The organism is Kitasatospora sp. NPDC030952, from assembly GCF_055571335.1.
In genome coordinates, this window is record NZ_JBVIFM010000021.1 from 40,746 (window position 1) to 56,544 (window position 15,799).

General features: G+C 70.8%; 13 protein-coding genes and 2 pseudogenes. 7 read left to right on the forward strand and 8 right to left on the reverse strand.

Features of this window, described 5'->3' with window-relative positions; all coding sequences use genetic code 11:
* Positions 1-36: 36 nt before the first annotated feature.
* The 3 genes and pseudogenes from ACZ47G_RS29850 to ACZ47G_RS29860 form a co-directional block, all read left to right on the forward strand.
* Positions 37-6,501 carry an RHS repeat domain-containing protein gene (locus tag ACZ47G_RS29850; RefSeq protein ID WP_465747929.1) on the forward strand — a complete coding sequence of 2,155 codons (6,465 nt, stop codon included), beginning with the start codon at positions 37-39 and terminating at the stop codon, positions 6,499-6,501.
* A 29-nt stretch (positions 6,502-6,530) separates the two neighbouring features.
* The gene (locus tag ACZ47G_RS29855; RefSeq protein WP_465747931.1) at positions 6,531-7,169 is read left to right on the forward strand and encodes a hypothetical protein; all 639 of its coding nucleotides are present in this window, start codon (positions 6,531-6,533) and stop codon (positions 7,167-7,169) included.
* 78 nt (positions 7,170-7,247) lie between these two features.
* Positions 7,248-7,409, forward strand: a pseudogene (locus tag ACZ47G_RS29860) (DUF4291 family protein); the annotation flags it as partial.
* 53 nt (positions 7,410-7,462) lie between these two features.
* Here the strand turns inward: ACZ47G_RS29860 and ACZ47G_RS29865 are convergent.
* The 3 genes from ACZ47G_RS29865 to ACZ47G_RS29875 form a co-directional block, all read right to left on the reverse strand.
* Entirely contained in the window at positions 7,463-7,762 is a 300-nt protein-coding gene (locus tag ACZ47G_RS29865) for a hypothetical protein (protein ID WP_465747933.1), read from the reverse strand.
* 214 nt (positions 7,763-7,976) lie between these two features.
* Positions 7,977-8,477: a helix-turn-helix domain-containing protein gene (locus tag ACZ47G_RS29870; protein ID WP_465747935.1), complete on the reverse strand. Its 501-nt coding sequence runs from the start codon at positions 8,475-8,477 to the stop codon at positions 7,977-7,979.
* Between the two features lie 62 nt (positions 8,478-8,539).
* On the reverse strand, positions 8,540-8,839 hold the full coding sequence (locus tag ACZ47G_RS29875; protein WP_465747937.1) for a hypothetical protein: 300 nt from the start codon (positions 8,837-8,839) through the stop codon (positions 8,540-8,542).
* A 221-nt stretch (positions 8,840-9,060) separates the two neighbouring features.
* Here ACZ47G_RS29875 and ACZ47G_RS29880 point away from each other — a divergent pair, with 221 nt between their 5' ends.
* Positions 9,061-9,486: a DUF7144 family membrane protein gene (locus ACZ47G_RS29880; RefSeq protein WP_465747939.1), complete on the forward strand. Its 426-nt coding sequence runs from the start codon at positions 9,061-9,063 to the stop codon at positions 9,484-9,486.
* A gap of 332 nt (positions 9,487-9,818) precedes the next feature.
* On the opposite strand, the gene ACZ47G_RS29885 is transcribed toward ACZ47G_RS29880, so the two are convergent.
* Positions 9,819-9,971: a hypothetical protein gene (locus ACZ47G_RS29885; protein ID WP_465748144.1), complete on the reverse strand. Its 153-nt coding sequence runs from the start codon at positions 9,969-9,971 to the stop codon at positions 9,819-9,821.
* A 239-nt stretch (positions 9,972-10,210) separates the two neighbouring features.
* Between ACZ47G_RS29885 and ACZ47G_RS29890 the strand changes: the two genes are divergently transcribed.
* Positions 10,211-10,405, forward strand: a complete 195-nt coding sequence (locus ACZ47G_RS29890; RefSeq protein ID WP_465748142.1) for an expansin C-terminal domain-related protein — start codon at positions 10,211-10,213, stop codon at positions 10,403-10,405.
* Between the two features lie 278 nt (positions 10,406-10,683).
* The gene (locus ACZ47G_RS29895; protein ID WP_465747941.1) at positions 10,684-12,021 is read left to right on the forward strand and encodes a hypothetical protein; all 1,338 of its coding nucleotides are present in this window, start codon (positions 10,684-10,686) and stop codon (positions 12,019-12,021) included.
* Between the two features lie 154 nt (positions 12,022-12,175).
* On the opposite strand, the gene ACZ47G_RS29900 is transcribed toward ACZ47G_RS29895, so the two are convergent.
* From ACZ47G_RS29900 to ACZ47G_RS29915, 4 genes and pseudogenes are all read right to left on the reverse strand, one after another.
* Positions 12,176-12,694 (reverse strand): phosphotriesterase family protein, encoded by a 519-nt coding sequence (locus tag ACZ47G_RS29900; RefSeq protein WP_465747943.1) that lies wholly within the window; start codon positions 12,692-12,694, stop codon positions 12,176-12,178.
* 354 nt (positions 12,695-13,048) lie between these two features.
* On the reverse strand, positions 13,049-13,723 hold the full coding sequence (locus tag ACZ47G_RS29905) for a hypothetical protein (RefSeq protein WP_465747945.1): 675 nt from the start codon (positions 13,721-13,723) through the stop codon (positions 13,049-13,051).
* A 176-nt stretch (positions 13,724-13,899) separates the two neighbouring features.
* Positions 13,900-14,601 carry a transcriptional repressor LexA gene (lexA, locus tag ACZ47G_RS29910; RefSeq protein WP_465747947.1) on the reverse strand — a complete coding sequence of 234 codons (702 nt, stop codon included), beginning with the start codon at positions 14,599-14,601 and terminating at the stop codon, positions 13,900-13,902.
* Positions 14,589-14,648: pseudogene (locus ACZ47G_RS29915) on the reverse strand (hypothetical protein); the annotation flags it as partial. The gene lexA and the pseudogene ACZ47G_RS29915, both read right to left, overlap by 13 nt.
* A gap of 522 nt (positions 14,649-15,170) precedes the next feature.
* Between ACZ47G_RS29915 and ACZ47G_RS29920 the strand changes: the two are divergent.
* Entirely contained in the window at positions 15,171-15,794 is a 624-nt protein-coding gene (locus tag ACZ47G_RS29920; RefSeq protein WP_465747948.1) for a hypothetical protein, read from the forward strand.
* The last annotated feature ends 5 nt before the right edge of the window (positions 15,795-15,799 follow it).

A 15,799-nucleotide genomic window follows, 5' to 3' on the forward strand; every position in this document is an offset into this window, starting at 1 on the left:
TCACACCCGTTTTCTCCCAGAGGAGTCGTTCCACCCATGAACAGGAAGAGGTCGGTGCTGCGGCTGCCGATCCGCACCAGGGTGTCCGCGGTCATCGCGTGCACGCTGGTCGGGTCGCTGCTGCCGGCACTGCCGCTGGCCGCCGTCGCGGCGGCCGCGGAACCGTACACCAAGCCCTCCGCGGTCTCACCCGAGAAGCCGGTCAAGGGCTCGGACGCCAAGGCCAAGGGCCGCAAGGCCGACACCACCGTCAGCCGGACCGACGGCAAGCACGGCGCCCTTCCCGGCGCGGGCAGCGCCACCGTCGACGTGCCCGCTGAGAAGGGCAAGGCCGTCAAGGCCGGCTCGCTGCCGGTCGCGCTCTCCTCCTCCGGCTCGGCGGGCAAGGCCAAGGTCGAACTGCTCGGCCAGGACGCCGCCGCCAAGGCCGGCGTCAACGGTGTGCTGCTGACCGTCACGGGTGCCGACGAGAACAGCGGCCTGGCCGTCGACTACTCGTCCTTCGCCCAGGCGGCCGGCTCCGGCTTCGGCTCGCGCCTGAAGCTGGTCCGCCTGCCCGGGTGCGCGCTCACCACCCCCGACCTGCCCGAGTGCCGGGTCCAGAGCCCACTGCCGGGCGGCAACGACCCGGCGAAGCAGACCGTCGCCGCCGACGCCCTGACCTCGGCCCCGGCCGGGTCGATGCGGCTGGCGTCCGCGCCGGGCGCGATGGTGCTGGCGGCCACGGCCGGGACGGCCGGCCCGAGCGGCGACTACAAGGCCACGCCGCTGTCGAGCGCGTCGAGCTGGTCGACCGCGCTGAACAGCGGGTCGTTCACCTGGTCCTACGACATGCCGCTGACCGCGATGCCCGGTGGTCTGACCCCGAAGGTCGGCCTGTCCTACAACTCCGGCGCGATCGACGGCCGGACGGCCAACAGCAACAACCAGGCCTCCTGGGTCGGGGACGGCTTCGACCTCTCGCCCGGCTTCGTCGAGCGCAGCTACAAGGCGTGCGCCGACGACGGCGCGCCGAAGACCGGCACCGCGAGCCCTGGTGACCTGTGCTGGGGCACCGACAACGCCACCATCAGCTTCGCCGGCCACTCCGGTGAGCTGATCCCGGTCTCCGGTGACGAGTGGCGGATCAAGAACGACGACGCGACGAGGATCGTGCGCGTCCGCGACACCGCCCGGGGCAACGGCGACAACGACGGCGAGTACTTCCGCGCCACGACGCCCGACGGCACGACCTACTACTTCGGTTACAACCGCCTGCCGAACTGGTCGGCCGGCAAGCCGGAGACCAAGTCGGTCTACACCGTGCCGGTGTACGGGAACAACGCGGGCGAGCCGTGCAACGGCGCCGACTTCGCGTCCTCCTGGTGCCAGCAGGGCTGGCGGTGGAACCTGGACCTGGTGGTCGACGCCCACGGCAACGACATCACCTACTGGTACACCCCCGAGACCAACAACTACGGCCGCGACCTCAAGGCCACCGACCGCACCCCCTACGTCCGGGGCGGGCGCCTGGACCACATCGAGTACGGCCAGCAGCAGGGCGACCTGTTCTCGGCCACCGTCAAGCCGATGGCCCGGGTCGAGTTCGGCACCGCCGAGCGCTGCCTGGAGACAACGGCCGGCCTGTGCGACCCGGCGAAGATCGACACCAACCGGCAGTACTGGTACGACACCCCGTGGGACCAGAACTGCAAGGACGGCACCGACTGCACCGGCCAGTACTCCCCGGCCTTCTTCACCCGCACCCGCCTCACCTCCGTCACGGCCAAGACCCTCCAGGCCGACGGCAGCTACGCCGCCATCGACACCTGGACCCTGACCCACAAGTGGGGCACCGCCGACTTCGACTACCAGCTGCTCCTGGACTCCGTCCAGCACACCGGCTCCTCCTCCAGTCCGTCCCTCTCACTGCCGAAGAGCACCTTCGCCTACAAGCAGCTGGCCAACCGACTCGACAAGGTCGGCGACGGCCGCGCCCCGTTCATCAAGCAGCGGCTCGGCACCATCACCGACGACCTCGGCGGCCAGATCGACGTCAACTACTCGGCGCCCGCGTGTGACTGGAACACCCTGCCGACCCCCCAGTCCAACACCACCCGCTGCTTCCCGCAGATGTACCAGGCCTCGCTGGAGAGCCCGGTCACCACGGAGTGGTTCAACAAGTACGTCGTCGACGCGGTCATCGTCACCGACCGCACCGGCGGCGCACCCGACATGGTCACCCACTACACCTACCTGGGTGACGCCGCCTGGCACTTCGACGACGAGGACGGCCTGACCAAGGACAAGCTCAAGACCTGGTCCCAGTGGCGCGGCTACGCCCACACCCGGGTCGAGACCGGCGGCGTCGCCGCCATGTCCACCCAGTCCGACCACTACTACCTGCGCGGCATGGACGGCGACCGCTCCGACCCCGCCGACAAGTCCAAGAAGCGCTCCGTGACGGTCGACGACGGCCAGGGCACCACGATCACCGACGACAACGCCTGGGCCGGCTACGAGTACCGCACCGAGCAGTACGACAAGCCCGGCGGCGCGATCCTCTCCAAGACCGTCAACACCCCCTGGAAGCAGGAGACCGCCAAGCGCGTCCGCGACTGGGGCACCACCACCGCGAACATCACCGGCACCGCCGTCACCCGCGCCTTCACCTCGCTCGACAAGGGCGCCGGCAGCGCCTGGCGGGAGACCCGCACCAACACCACGCGCGACGGCTACGGCCGCGCCACCGCGGTGGAGGACCTGGGCGACGTGGCGGTCGCGGGCGACGACAAGTGCACCCGCACCACCTACGCCGACAACACGGCCGCCTGGCTGCTGTCCAGCATCGTGCGCGTCGAGACCGTGGCCGCCGGCTGCGGGAGCGACGTCAACCGGCAGACGCAGCCGGACGGAACCTCCGCCGTCCTGTCCGACCAGCGGATGCGCTACGACGGCCAGGCGTACGGCGCCGCGCCCACCAAGGGCGACGTCACGCTCGCCCAGACGCTCAAGTCCCAGACCGGCAACAGCGCGACCTTCCTGGACAACGCGTTCACGTACGACGTCTACGGGCGCACCCTGACCTCCACCACCCTGGCCTCCACCACGGTCGTCGACGTCACCAACGCGACCGGCCCGGTCACCACCGCCTCGCCGGAGGCCCGGACCACCACCACGGTCTTCACCCCGGCCACCGGCCGGCCCACCAGGTCCGCGGTGACCACCCCGCCCGCCAAGGCCGGGGACGCCACCACCGCCCAGACCACCACCACCGACTACGACCTGCTGCGCGGCCTGACGACCGACACCCTCGACGCCAACAACCGCCGCACCGACATCCAGTACGACGCCCTCGGCCGCACCCTCAAGGTCTGGCAGCCCAACCGGTCGAAGGCCACCGGGCAGACCCCCAACCACGAGTTCGAGTACACCGTCGCGGACGGCAGGATCGTCGCCGTCGCCGCCAGGACGCTGAACAGCGACGGAAGCCAGCAGACCGGCTACACGCTCTACGACGGCCTCGGACGCGCCCGGCAGACCCAGGACCCGGCGGACAACGGCGGCCGCGTGCTGACCGACACCTTCTACGACGAGCGCGGCCAGGCCGTCCTCGCCTACGCCCCGTACTACGCCACCGGCGCGCCGTCCACGACCCTGCGCAACGTCGACGACACCACCGGGGTGGAGACCCAGACCGCCACCGGCTACGACGGCCTCGGCCGGGTCGTCAGCACCACCGCGCTCGCGGGCAACGGCGTCGGCACCCCCCTCTCCACCACGCTCACCGAGTACGGCGGCGACCGGGTCACCGTCACCCCGCCCACCGGCGGCACCCCGACGACCACCATCAGCGACGCGGCCGGCCGCACCACCGAACTGCGCCAGTACAAGTCGGCGACCCCGACCGGCGGCTACGACGCGACCGGCTACGGCTACGACCCGGCGGGCAACCTCACCAAGGTGACCGATCCGGCCGGAACGGCCTGGACCTGGCTCTACGACCAGCTCGGCCGGCAGACCAAGGCGGTCGACCCGGACAGCGGGACCACCGTCAAGGCCTACGGCAACCGGGGCGAGCTCACCAGCACCACCGACGGCCGCGGCAAGACGATCGCCAGCGTCTACGACGGACTCGGCCGCCTGATAGAGACCCATGCGGACTCGGCCACCGGTCCGCTGCTGACCTCGCAGGCGTGGGACCCGTCCGGCAACAAGGGCGTGCTGTCCTCCAGCACCCGCTACAGCACCGTCGGCGGCACCGCCTACCAGTACAAGACCACCTACTCACTGTTCGACGCCCTCGGCCGGTCCACCCGGACCACCGTCACCGTCCCGTCCGTCCCCGGCCAGGAGGCCCTCGCCGGCAGCTACATCAGCGGGAGCATCTACCGCCTCGACGGCCTGCCGCAGAGCCTGAGCTACCCGGCAGCCGGCAACCTGCCCGCCGAGTCCGTCACCATGACGTACGACGCACTGCGCCGGCAGACCGCCGTTCAGGGACTGAGCAACTACCTGACCGGCCAGACCTTCAGCCTCACCGGCAAGCCCCTGCAGTCGACGCTCAGCAACGGCACCGCCGGCCGGGACGTGTACGTCACCAACTCCTACGAGTGGGGCACCCAGCGCCTGGCCTCCAGCCGCACCGACCAGTACGGCGTCACCGGAGCCGTCCGCGCCACCGGCTACACCTACGACCAGGCCGGCAACGTCACCTCGGTCACCGACACCTCGCGCTCCGGCACCGACCGGCAGTGCTTCCGGTACGACTACCTGGCCCGCCTCACCGAGGCCTACACCCCCGGCACCGGCACCGGCAGCTGCCCGGCCCCCGGCAGCACCCAACTCGGCGGCCCTGCCCCGTACTGGACCAGCTGGACCTACAACACCAACGGCACCCGGGCCACCGAGACCCGGCACGACGCCACCGGCAACACCGCCCAGGACGCCACCACCACCTACGCCTACCCCGCCGCCACCGCGACCCACCCGCACACCCTGACCGGCACCAGCACCGTCACCGGTGCCGCCGGCACCCCCGTACCGGAGAGCTACGACTACGACGACGCCGGCAACACCACCGGCCGGCACCTCAAGCCGTCGGGCAACCAGACCAGCGACCAGGCCCTGACCTGGGACGTGGAGGGCCGGCTCGGCAAGGTCGTCGACACCGTCACGACCACGGCAGCCACCACCACGACCGCGACCCGCACCACCGACTACCTCTACGACGCCGGCGGCAACCGCCTGCTCGGCCACACCCTCGACAGCGCCAACCCGGCCGCCGAGAACTGGACCCTCTACCTCGGCGCCACCGAGCTCAACCTGGTCAAGGGCGCGGCGAAGCCCACCGCCACCCGCTACTACGCGCTGGGCGGCGCCACCGCCGTCCGCACCGACGACAACCGGGTGACCTTCCAGATCGCCGACCACCACGGCACCGCCGAGGTCGGCATCGACGCCACCACCGGCGCCGTCGTCCAACGCCGCACCACCCCCTTCGGCGGCACCCGCGGCGCGGCCCCGTCCACCTGGGCCGGCACCCGGGGCTTCCTCGGCGGCACCGGCGAGGCGACCGGGCTCACCCACCTCGGTGCCCGCGACTACGACCCGGCCACCGGACGGTTCATCAGCGTCGACCCGGTGATGACCACGTCCGACCCGCAGTCGCTGGCCGCGTACACCTACAGCGACAACAACCCGCTGACCCTCAGCGACCCGACCGGGCGCAACATCCTCGACGGCCTGTGGGCGTCCCTCCGCCAGTTCAAGAAGGACCTCAAGGCGGCCATGAGGGAACTCGGCGTCCAGCACCCGATGGACCGGACGAGCGCGCACAACAACGCGCAGCGGGTCGCCGCCGGCGAGATCAAGCAGCAGGCCGCCAAAATGGGGGCCACCAGCTTCGAGGTCCTGCAGAACGTCGACGTCCCCAACGCCAGCAAGAAGTGCCTGTACGACCCCTCGCTGACGACCTGCAACAAGGGCAACGTCGACATCCTCGGCCACGACCCCAAGAGCGACGTCTACTACGTGTGGGAGGTCAAGTCGGCCGGTGCGGCGTCCAAGGCCGTTCCGGAGGCCGAGTGGTACGTGAAGAAGCTGCAGGAGGACGGCAAGAACGCGGTCCTCGGGTGGATCATCGGCGGCCCCTACGACGTGCCCGACGGTAACATCGTGGTCGGTCCGGCGGAGGGCGCAGTGATCTACGGGAAGCCGGACAATCAGAAGATGAAGAAGAACCTGCCCGCCCCCGGCACGGCGCAGCAGTCGCAGGCCGCGCGGGTACCCACCGCCACCCCCGGCCCGGCGCCGGGCCGCTACCCGGGCACCGCGTACCAGCCGGGCCTGGGAACCGTCCCGCTGTCCGACACCGGGGTGAACAACTCGGCGCTGCTGATCCCGGCCGGGATCCTCGTCATCGCGGGAGTCGTCGTCGGTGCCCCGGCCGAGGCCGGAGCCGCCGCGGGGACGGCGACGACCGTGGCCGTGACGCGCGCGCTGTTCGCACTGGCCGCATGAAGTCCCCGACGGAGAAACCACAACAGATGATGTCGCTCGAGACATGGACCCGCCGGTACGTGGCGCCGGTGGCGAAGGAAGCCGGCCTGACCCGCAAGGGTCTGCTGTACCGCCTGGCCGCCGAGAACGGCGACCACGCCCTGCTGGAGTTCCGGCCCCAGCACCTCGATCCGGCGATGGAGGTGTTCACGGTCAAGGCGTTCATCGTGCCGGCCGCCTCCTGGGCGTGGAGCTACCGCAAGAGTTGGGAGTCCGCCCGGAAGAAGGCCCCGGACGCGTCGGCCGCCCTGGTGCAGTGGAGCGTGACGCCACCGGAACACGTCGCCTTCACCCCCCACGCGGTGAGTCCGCTCGACGCGGACTGGGCGTACGGCGCAGGGGTCGACCCCGACACCGCGGGACAGGCCATGGCCGAGGTCCTGCGGAAGGTGACCATCCCGACCATGCGGCGGCTGCTCGACCGCGAAGAGCTGTGGACGGAGATCTGCCGGCCCGGCTTCGCGTTCCACCGCGGGCGGCCGCCCGGCTGGGCCCGGATGATCCTCCGGGTCGACGAGGCTTCACCGGCCGAACTGGAGGAGCTGGTCGGCCAGGTGGAGACGGGCTATCCGGTCGTGGACGAGTTCATCGCCTGGGCCCGCGCCCGGGCCGCCGGACACCTCGGGTAACACCTGAGCGCCCGGCCGGAACCCCGGCCGGGCGCTCATCGGAAAATCCACTGGCGCAAGGCGCGTCGAAGGTCGACGCTGGTCGCGTATCAGAACCCAAGCACCGGATCCGCGCCCTCCCCTCCCCACACCGCCGCCACGATGACCGTCCACCAGGCGTACGCGCCGGAGATAGGGCTGCCCGCCGCGCGGGACGGCCGCTCCCCGGCGGCGTGGAAGCGGGACCGGATGACGTGGATCCTCTCTGCACCAACGCGAGCGTCAGAAGTCCGAAGGAGCGTGACTGCGCCGGATCAGTGACGGAATCGGGCAACCTCCCCCTCGATCCGAATCAGGAACTCCGTGATCGGGGCTCCGCCACTGTCTGGAACGAGGACGAGGTCCTGGGCGTAGATCGTTTCGTCTGCGGCCAAGGCCGCATCCTCGTCACCACGGCCCCAGGCATCACGAGAAGCGGCAAACAGGGGAGCAAGCCCTTCCCAGGCCGGGCCGGGTTCGAAGCGACAGTCGGACCAGAACATGTCGCCGCTTTCGAGGGCCAAGGTTCCCACCATCCGCTCACCCTGTCTGAGCTGCCAACTCCGCTCCGCCATGTTCCCCTCCCGCGGTCGTTACTGATCTTCCGACTCTATGCCGTGGGCGTGGCCGCAGGGTCGCTGAACGTCCAGGACGACTGCCGTCCCGGCCACGGATCGGTCCTCGTGCACGGTGATCACTTGGCCGGGCTCAAGGTGCTGCCACTGCTGAGGGTCAAGGGGCGCGAGTCTCACCGAGGCTCGCCCGCCGGGTTCGAGGAAGGGCGTGCGCTCAATCCAGAGCATGGCGATGTTGAGGGCCGGTTCGCCGGTCGGGGTTCGGTTTCCGATGTTCCACATCGGTCGCAGGACGCCGGCGCCGGAGATGGGCGTCTGTCGTCTGGCCTCGGCGGCCGGGCGGAGGGTGAGGTCGGCCCGGATGATGCCGTTTCGCGTCTCGTAGCAGCTCCAGTGGCACCAGGCCGCGCTCTTCTCCATCCGCATCTGCTCGGCTGCGGTGGCCAGAGCCCCCCAGAAGCTGGGTGGAAGCGGTTGGACGTCTCACCGTGCCGGCTGCGGCGATCGGCTCGACGAGGTCGTCCATGCTGCAGTCCAGGATGTCGAGCAAGGCCATGAGGATCTTCCGGCTCAGCCGCTCGGGGCGCTCGACGGTGAGCCGGTAGACCTGGCTCGTGGACAAAGTGATGCTCCGTTCGGCGAGCGGTGGGATGAGTTCGGTGGTGGAGAACATCCCGCGGTCCGCCATCACTTTGGGCCGCTTCGTCGAACTCACCGATCGCGGCATGAACGGCGCCTACCTCATGGACCTTCTCTGCACCAACGACAGGGCTACTCTCACGCTTCGATACGAAGCCACGTGTCGCCAGCGCGAAGCCACAGGTGACCGTCACGACCCTGACCGCAGATCGAGCCCCGGCACGTCCAGCACGGGCGCAGCTTCGCGTTGGCCGTGCGGGCGGCCTCCAGCTGTTCTTCGGCCTCCCACTCCAGGCGCTCCTCCCGGTCCCGGTGGCAGGGCCAGCAGCGGCCGCCAGGGCGGCGGGTCCACTCCACGCGGAGGCCGTCGGGGCCGTAGTGCCAGGTGCTCTCCTCCTCAGGGACGTCGCCGCAGTCGGCGCAGGCGAGGGTGCGCATCCACTCTCGGTGCTCCTGGCGGGCCTTCTTCTCCCGGGCCTTCTGGCGCTGGTTGTAAGCGGCGCGGTTGTCCGGGTTCTCCAGGGCTTCGATGAAGGCCCAGGGTGAACCGGACGGGCTTGCCCTCGCGGGATGGTGCGGGTGCGTGGCAGCCTGGAAAAGGAGCCTCCAAGCAGGTCACCCCATCGGTTGACGCGGTTGCTTTGGAAGGAGTCCATGCCATGGCCGGTAGTGACACCGGGACCGGTCGCAGGACCCAGATCGTCGAACGGGCCTACGCGGGCGGGTGGACCACCTTTGCCGCGATCATGCTGCTCTTCGGCGGCATCATGGCGGTCCTGGAGGGGATCGCCGCCATCGCGAACGACGACCTCGTGGTGGTCACCCGGAACTACACGTACTCGTGGAGCACCACGGGCTGGGGATGGATCCACCTGATCCTCGGGGTGGTCCTCGTTCTGGCCGGGACGGCACTGTTCAGCGGCGCCGCGTGGGCGCGGGCCGTCGGCGTTGTCGTCGCCGGGTTCGGCATGATCGCCAACTTCATGTGGCTGCCCCACCAGCCGGTGTGGGCGGTCGTCCTGATCGCGATCGACGTGTTCGTCATCTGGGCACTGTGTGTCGGCACGACCAAGAAGGTGAGCTGAGGATGCAGAGCCGCTCCCCTCGACCACGCGGGGCTGCTCGTACACGCTGAACCCGGCAGGCGAAGCTGCGGTTCACCGATGTCCGGGTACAGGTGGAGGCTGGCCGGGTCTCGGGGAGCAGGGGGTGTTCCGCGGGGCCCGGCCGGTGGGAGGCCAGCCGCGCCGGGGGTGGCGTGGCTGCGCTGGCCGGCGGCCCGGTGGTGCTGTGGTGGGGCCGCCGTGCCGGAAATGCTAGACCCGCGGGTCGGCGGTGGCCAGGGGTTTGACCTGCGAGATTTCGGCCGCGAACATGCCATCCGGCCTCGGGTCGGCCTGGGCGCGGTCCGCCGCGTTCACCAGCTCGCCGGGCCGTCGGGTGCGGTGGGCTGAGGCGTGCGCCGGACCGTGTGGTGGTCGCAGCCGGCCAGCTCGGCCGCCTTCCGGTTACTCCCCGTGAGGTCGTACGCCTCAAGAATCTCCATGATCTCCTCATCGCTCTTCACCATGCCCACTGTGCGTTACGGGCGTGGTGGGTCGGCGGGGAGATCAGCTGTCCGCTACTGGGGAGGTTCCGTGTCCGCCAGTGGGGAGACCAACTGACCGCCGTTGGGGAGTCTGCCGCGTCCGCTGACCGCCCGGCGGTACGCCTGCCCGCGCTGGCATGCTTCACCATCCAGCCCGGCAGCACCCCCCTGCAGTTCGCCGTCAGTGTGAAATGCAGCCTGAACCCACCCAGGTGGACCTGATGGAAGCCAGCGGTGGGTACTGGGTACCGATGGTTGCGGGCGAGGGCAACGTCTGGCAGCTCAACTCCAACCATCCGCTGGTCAGCCCGTTGAGCTTGCGGGTGACGGACGAATCAGGTTTCGGGCACATCTTCAAGGCTGTCATTCCCAAGGACTGGGCTCCGGATAAGAAGTACTGCGGCGTCGGACTCTGACAGGCCGTCGGTCACCCGAAGGCGCCAAGGCCGCCGCGTTGGCCCGGTTCCCGGAGGACCAGGTGCTCGCGGTGATGCGCCGCGCGTTGTCGAGGGGGGGGTTAGGCGGCTGCGAAGTCGATTGAGTGCTCGCGGCCGGAACGGCCCATCCGATCGAGTAGCCGCCCTCGAACCGCGACAGGCGGGAACGGTCCGGCCTACGCGCACCGAGGGCGGTGTCTCCGCGTGCGAGACGGGTAGGGGACGGGGACGGGTGCCGGAACGGGGAGGAATCGGTGATGTCCGAACAGCACAGGGCGGTGGCGAAATACACCTGGCACGGCCCGAGTTCGGCGGCGCCGGAGTGTCTCGTGTACTGGGTCGAGGGCGAGCTGCTGCCCGACGGCGCCCGCCGCCAGGAGCCCTGGCGGTCCTTTGGTGACCGCACTGCGCACAGCGTCCAGGTGATGGTGACACCCGGGGAGGTGGACATCTGGCGTGACGCCGCCGTCGCCTACATCGCGGAGACGGAGGCTGCAGCCGACGAGCTGTGGCAGGCCATGGCGCGGTGGGCGCCTCGGCGGCGGCTGACACGCGCGCGACGGGCGCGCCGTCGGCGCAGCGCCGAGGAGGCGTACGCGGCCCGGATGGCGGCTGCCGCCGCGGCGTACCGGCCGGTGCTGGAGCAGATCGAAGCGCGGACAGCCATCGTGCGGGAGGAGGAGCGCGTTGCCCGGGAACGGGCTGCGGCACGTGAGAAGGCCGACCGGGCCGTCCGGTACGCCGTGTTCCAGGAGTGGAGCAAGCGACAGGCCGCCGCGGTGCAGGCCGCCGATCTGCGGCTCTTGGCCTGGGAGTTCGATGCGGACGTTCTCCGCGTGATGGTGCACGATATCGCCAACCACACACAATCCCCACTCACTGCACGGGAGTTGGCGAAGGTCCTAGTTGTCCTCCATGGTCGCGGGTGCGGCCGGGTGGCCTGGGAGCCGGCGGCCCGCCGCCGCGTGGAGGAGACGGCGGGCACCGGAACCTTCCCGACCTGGTGGCGGGATCTGCTGTGCGCAACGGTGAACGCCCGGGCGCGGCACGCTGCGGAGCAGGAGATCGTCGCCACGGCCGAGCGCGTCGGAGGGGCCCTTCTCGCGGCCGGGAATCCCGGCATGGAGACCTACAGCGCGGGCTCCTCGGAGTCCGTGACCGGGTGGCCGGTGGTCCTCGACTGGCCGGAGGACCTCCCGCCACCGACCGTCACCCCTCCACCGCTCCCGTGGGCGAACCCGGCGGATCGTTGGCGGCTCAGGTCGTACGACGGCCGGCCATCCGTCCGCAGAACCCTGACGCTCACAGTGGGCGGGTGGCCGCCCGATTCGGTGCGGTTCGCCGAACTCGGAACCGAGATCGTCTACCACAGCTTCACCCGGCAACGGTGGCGTACCGTCACTCCCGCGTTGTTCGCCCGCATCCTGCTGGATGACGAGATGACCCATCGCGGCCCCGGGTATCCGAAGGAGTTCACCCTCCGCATCGCCGAACACGCCGACCCCCGCCAGTTCGTACCGTTCGTAACAGCACTCGCCGGGACGGTGACCACCGCACTACTGGACGTCGCCTGCCGCAACGACACCCCGTTATGACGTGAGGTACCGGTACCACGGGTGACCGTCGCACTCTGGACTGTCAGCCAGTAAGGTCCGGTCGGCTCCGTCCCCGGCCTCCTCGGGACGGGCCCGGGTCGCCTTCTCGGCCCGTTGGTGTTCCAGCGTCGGCCCACCGGTCGCCAGCGTCAGGTCAACGGCCCGGCCGCATCGAGAGCACGTCGCGGCCAGGGCCGGGCCACCGTTCTGCACCGGTCAGGGGCTGTAGCCAGCCCAGTCCCAGCGGCATGGGTCTTGGGGCCCGGGGTCCGTAGTGTGCGCGACCGCCGGCGCCGTACTTGCCGATCTCGGTGGCGAGCGCGGCGCCGTCCGCGACCTGTTCGGCGTCCCAACCGGTGGCGGACCACCCGCGATCAGGCGAAGGCGGCCCAGGTGCCCGCGGTAAGGCGCGCACGATGAGGACGGCCTTGTCGAGCTCCCAGCCGTGGTGCCGCTTGATCAGGTCGAACTGGACCCAGGCCCGGCGGCGGGAGAGGGCGTCGTGGCACTCGGTGTCGGCGAACTGGTCGCAGTGACCGACGATGACCCGCGCGGGGTCGACGCCTTCCTCCTCCAGGAGGTCGAGCTGGGGCAGCCCGACCCGGGGCTGGGAGGCGTAGGTGCTCACTGTCACGGCCCCGCACCCCGTGCAGGTCATCATCTGGGCACCCATCTCGCCGAGGTACGTCACCGGTAGCGCCCGTCCGTCGTGACAACACGGCGGAACGGCTCACTCTTCGGGCCGCCGACGCCGGACACCCCGGGGCCCTGACGGCGCTGGCGGGGTGGCACCAGCGGGCCGGCGACACTGAAGGGACGGAACGGCTGTACCGGACGAGGCCGTGGTGGTCGCTCGCGCCCTTGGGCTCGGCCAGCAGCCGGTAGTGCGAGACCCTCCCGGTTCGGCGTCGAGTAGCAACTGCTGGTCCACGGCTTCCTCGTAGCGCCGTGCGCCGCTGGGGGTCATGGCACTGCTGGAGCCCTGGCCGAGGCCGCAGGCAGTCCGATGGGACGCCCGTCCTGTTCGTCAGCGGGTGTCGGTCGCCATGAACTCCCCCGTCAGCCCTGTGCGGGCCAGCGCCCTGACGATGGCGGGCCGGTCCAACGGATCGTCGTAGCAGTTGGTCTGGCCCAGCCGTTCCAGCAGCCTGTGCGGCTCCAGTCGGTACGCTTCCGCGTCGGCCAGGAGGCTGTCCGCGCTCGGCCCGTCGACTGTGCCGTCCAGGTGGTCCGCAAGTTCGCCCAGTACCTCGCCGCGGTCGATGAAGGAGCTCATCCCGCAGTCCAATCCATCATCGTCAAGGTCGTCCGGGTACGGGGCCCGGGCCCACGCGCCGTTCTCGTACCAGTAGACGCAGCCGATCTCGAGCCCTTCGAGTCGGTCCCGCAGTTCTTCGTAGGGCAGCCAGTCCGGACCGCCCGCCAGCACGTCGATCGCCGGCTCGTAGCATTTGACGTCGCTCGCCTCGTCCTCACCGTAGAGCACGAACCGGCCGTCGCCTTCCTTGGACATGACCCACCAGGTACAACCGCAGTCGTCCCAATGGAGGCCCTTGTCATCGATCCACCGGCCGGTCCGATGGCGCGGCGGGCGCTCTTCATTCTCGGTAGTCGCCTCAAGGGCGGCGAGCAGCGCCCAGCGCGCCCACAGCTCCTCGGCTGGCGGAAGGTCCTCCGGAAGTCCCGGCCGGTGAACGGTCATGTTTGCCCCCGGTGTACGCGTTCGATGGTGATCGCCGCAACGATACGGTCTACGGCTGACATGACCATCCACGGGTCGACTGACTCCGTCGGGCATGGCGATCAACCGTGGCCGACGGCAACAGCGGAAACGGCGGAAACAGCGGGATGATCAGGGCTACCGCCGGTGTCGACGAGTTAGAGGCGGCGCAGGACCGCGACGACCTTGCCGAGGATGGTGGCGTTGTCGCCGTTGATGGGCTCGTACGTCGGGTTGTGGGGCATCAGCCAGATCTGGCCGTGTTCGCGCTTGAGCCGCTTGACGGTGGCTTCGCCGTCGATCATGGCGGCGACGATGTCGCCGTTTTCGGCGACCGGTTGGCGGCGCACGACGACGGTGTCCCCATCGGTGATGGCCGCCTCGATCATCGAGTCGCCGTGCACGGTGAGCGCGAACAGCTCGCCGTCGCCGACCAGTTGGCGGGGCAGCGGGAAGACGTCCTCGGCGGTCTGCTCGGCGAGGATCGGGCCGCCGGCGGCGATCCGGCCCACGAGGGGGACGGGGATGGCTCCGGACACGGGGGCGTAGGCCGGTGCGGTGGGTGCTTGGGGGCGGTCGGCGGTGGCGGCGGGTGTGGTGGTGTCGGCCATGGTGCCCTTCCGGTGGTTCGGGTGGTGACTGTATCCCTGGTGTTGCGGGCCGGTCACCGGGTTTGGTCCGTTGCGCTGCGTCGACGTGGGTCTGGTTGATGGTTCGGGGGTCATCGGAAGTCGCGGCTGCGGGCGCCGGGGGGCCGGTGCCGCGGTCAGGGCCGGCGGTGGCGGCTGGAGCCGGTCGCCACCGCGGCAGTCGGTGGTTCGTCGGTGAGGGCGATCGCCTGCCAGGCGTGCCCGTCCCACTCCTGCAGCAGCCGCAGGGCGGTGGAATCGATGTGGGCGGCGGGAATCCCGGCTGGCGCTGTGCCGCTGCCGTGTCGTCGCCCGTGCGGGTGATGAGGCGGGGGTTCGCTGGCGGCGGCCGCTTGCGCTGTGGGGTACTGGGCGAGTGCGTATCGGGAGGACGGCGACCGCCGTCGGGGCCGTCGTGCTCACCCTGCTGACGGCGGTGCCCGCCCCCGCAGCCCAGGCGCCGGCGGCGTGCGGCGCCCACCGTACGGAGAGCGCCGTGGATGCCAGGGTGCTGGAGCGTCAGGCTGCCCTGGAGCGGCTCGCCGACGCGGTCACCGGGGTGCCCGAGCACCTGCGGGCGACGCTGCCCGGATACGCGGGGCACACCATCGACCCGCAGCGGGGCGTCCTGGCGCTGTACTGGCGCGGCGACGTGCCCGCGCGGGTCACCGACCTGCTGGAGCGCACCCCTCCGGGGATCACCGCGACGGTCCGGCCGGCGCCCTACACCCTGGGGCAGCTGCGCGCGGCGCGGGACCGGCTCGTCGAGGCCGCGGTGCGGGGGGGGGGAGGCGGGCGCGGTGTGGAACGGCGCGGGCCCGGCGGTGGACGGCACCAGGCTGACCGTCGCGTACACCCCCGACACCACCGACCGGTCCCGCACGCTCACCGACGCCGACCAGGTGGCCGCGCGCGCCACCGAACTCGCCGGTGTCCCGGTCCAGGCCGCGCCTGCGGCCGCCCCGGCGGCCACCGCGACCCGGCACAGCGACGCCAGCCCGTGGAGCGCCGGCGCCGAACTCATCGCCCCCGGCAACGCCTTCTGCACCAGCGGCTTCGGAGCCTGGCGCGGCAAGACCGCCGTCCTGCTCACCGCCGCGCACTGCGGCACCTCCGGCACCTACAAGGCCGGCACCGGCACCACGATCGGCAACGTGTCCGATTCCGACGGCGGGCTCGACGTCATGGACGTCGCCGAGCGCACCGACGACCACACCATCGCGGTGGCCCAGGGCGACAGCGGCGGCCCCGTCTTCGCCGGCATCAACGGCGGCGAGGACATGCAGGCGAGGGGCGTCATCGTCGCCGGCGGCGGCCAGAAGGCCGTCTGCAGCCCGACGGCGACGAGGACCACCTGCTACGACACCCTGCTCTACACCCCGATTTCGCCGGTCATCGACAAGTTCGGCCTCTCCCTCGCCTGACAGCA

Bases quoted from the DNA above. Each gene is read 5' to 3' on its own strand.
- ACZ47G_RS29850 (WP_465747929.1), top strand. From the start codon at position 37: ATGAACAGGAAGAGGTCGGTGCTGCGGCTGCCGATCCGCACCAGGGTG.
- ACZ47G_RS29855 (WP_465747931.1), top strand. From the start codon at position 6,531: ATGTCGCTCGAGACATGGACCCGCCGGTACGTGGCGCCGGTGGCGAAG.
- ACZ47G_RS29865 (WP_465747933.1), bottom strand. From the start codon at position 7,762: ATGGCGGAGCGGAGTTGGCAGCTCAGACAGGGTGAGCGGATGGTGGGA.
- ACZ47G_RS29875 (WP_465747937.1), bottom strand. From the start codon at position 8,839: ATGCGCACCCTCGCCTGCGCCGACTGCGGCGACGTCCCTGAGGAGGAG.
- ACZ47G_RS29880 (WP_465747939.1), top strand. From the start codon at position 9,061: ATGGCCGGTAGTGACACCGGGACCGGTCGCAGGACCCAGATCGTCGAA.
- ACZ47G_RS29885 (WP_465748144.1), bottom strand. From the start codon at position 9,971: ATGGTGAAGAGCGATGAGGAGATCATGGAGATTCTTGAGGCGTACGAC.
- ACZ47G_RS29890 (WP_465748142.1), top strand. From the start codon at position 10,211: ATGGAAGCCAGCGGTGGGTACTGGGTACCGATGGTTGCGGGCGAGGGC.
- ACZ47G_RS29895 (WP_465747941.1), top strand. From the start codon at position 10,684: ATGTCCGAACAGCACAGGGCGGTGGCGAAATACACCTGGCACGGCCCG.
- ACZ47G_RS29900 (WP_465747943.1), bottom strand. From the start codon at position 12,694: ATGGGTGCCCAGATGATGACCTGCACGGGGTGCGGGGCCGTGACAGTG.
- ACZ47G_RS29905 (WP_465747945.1), bottom strand. From the start codon at position 13,723: ATGACCGTTCACCGGCCGGGACTTCCGGAGGACCTTCCGCCAGCCGAG.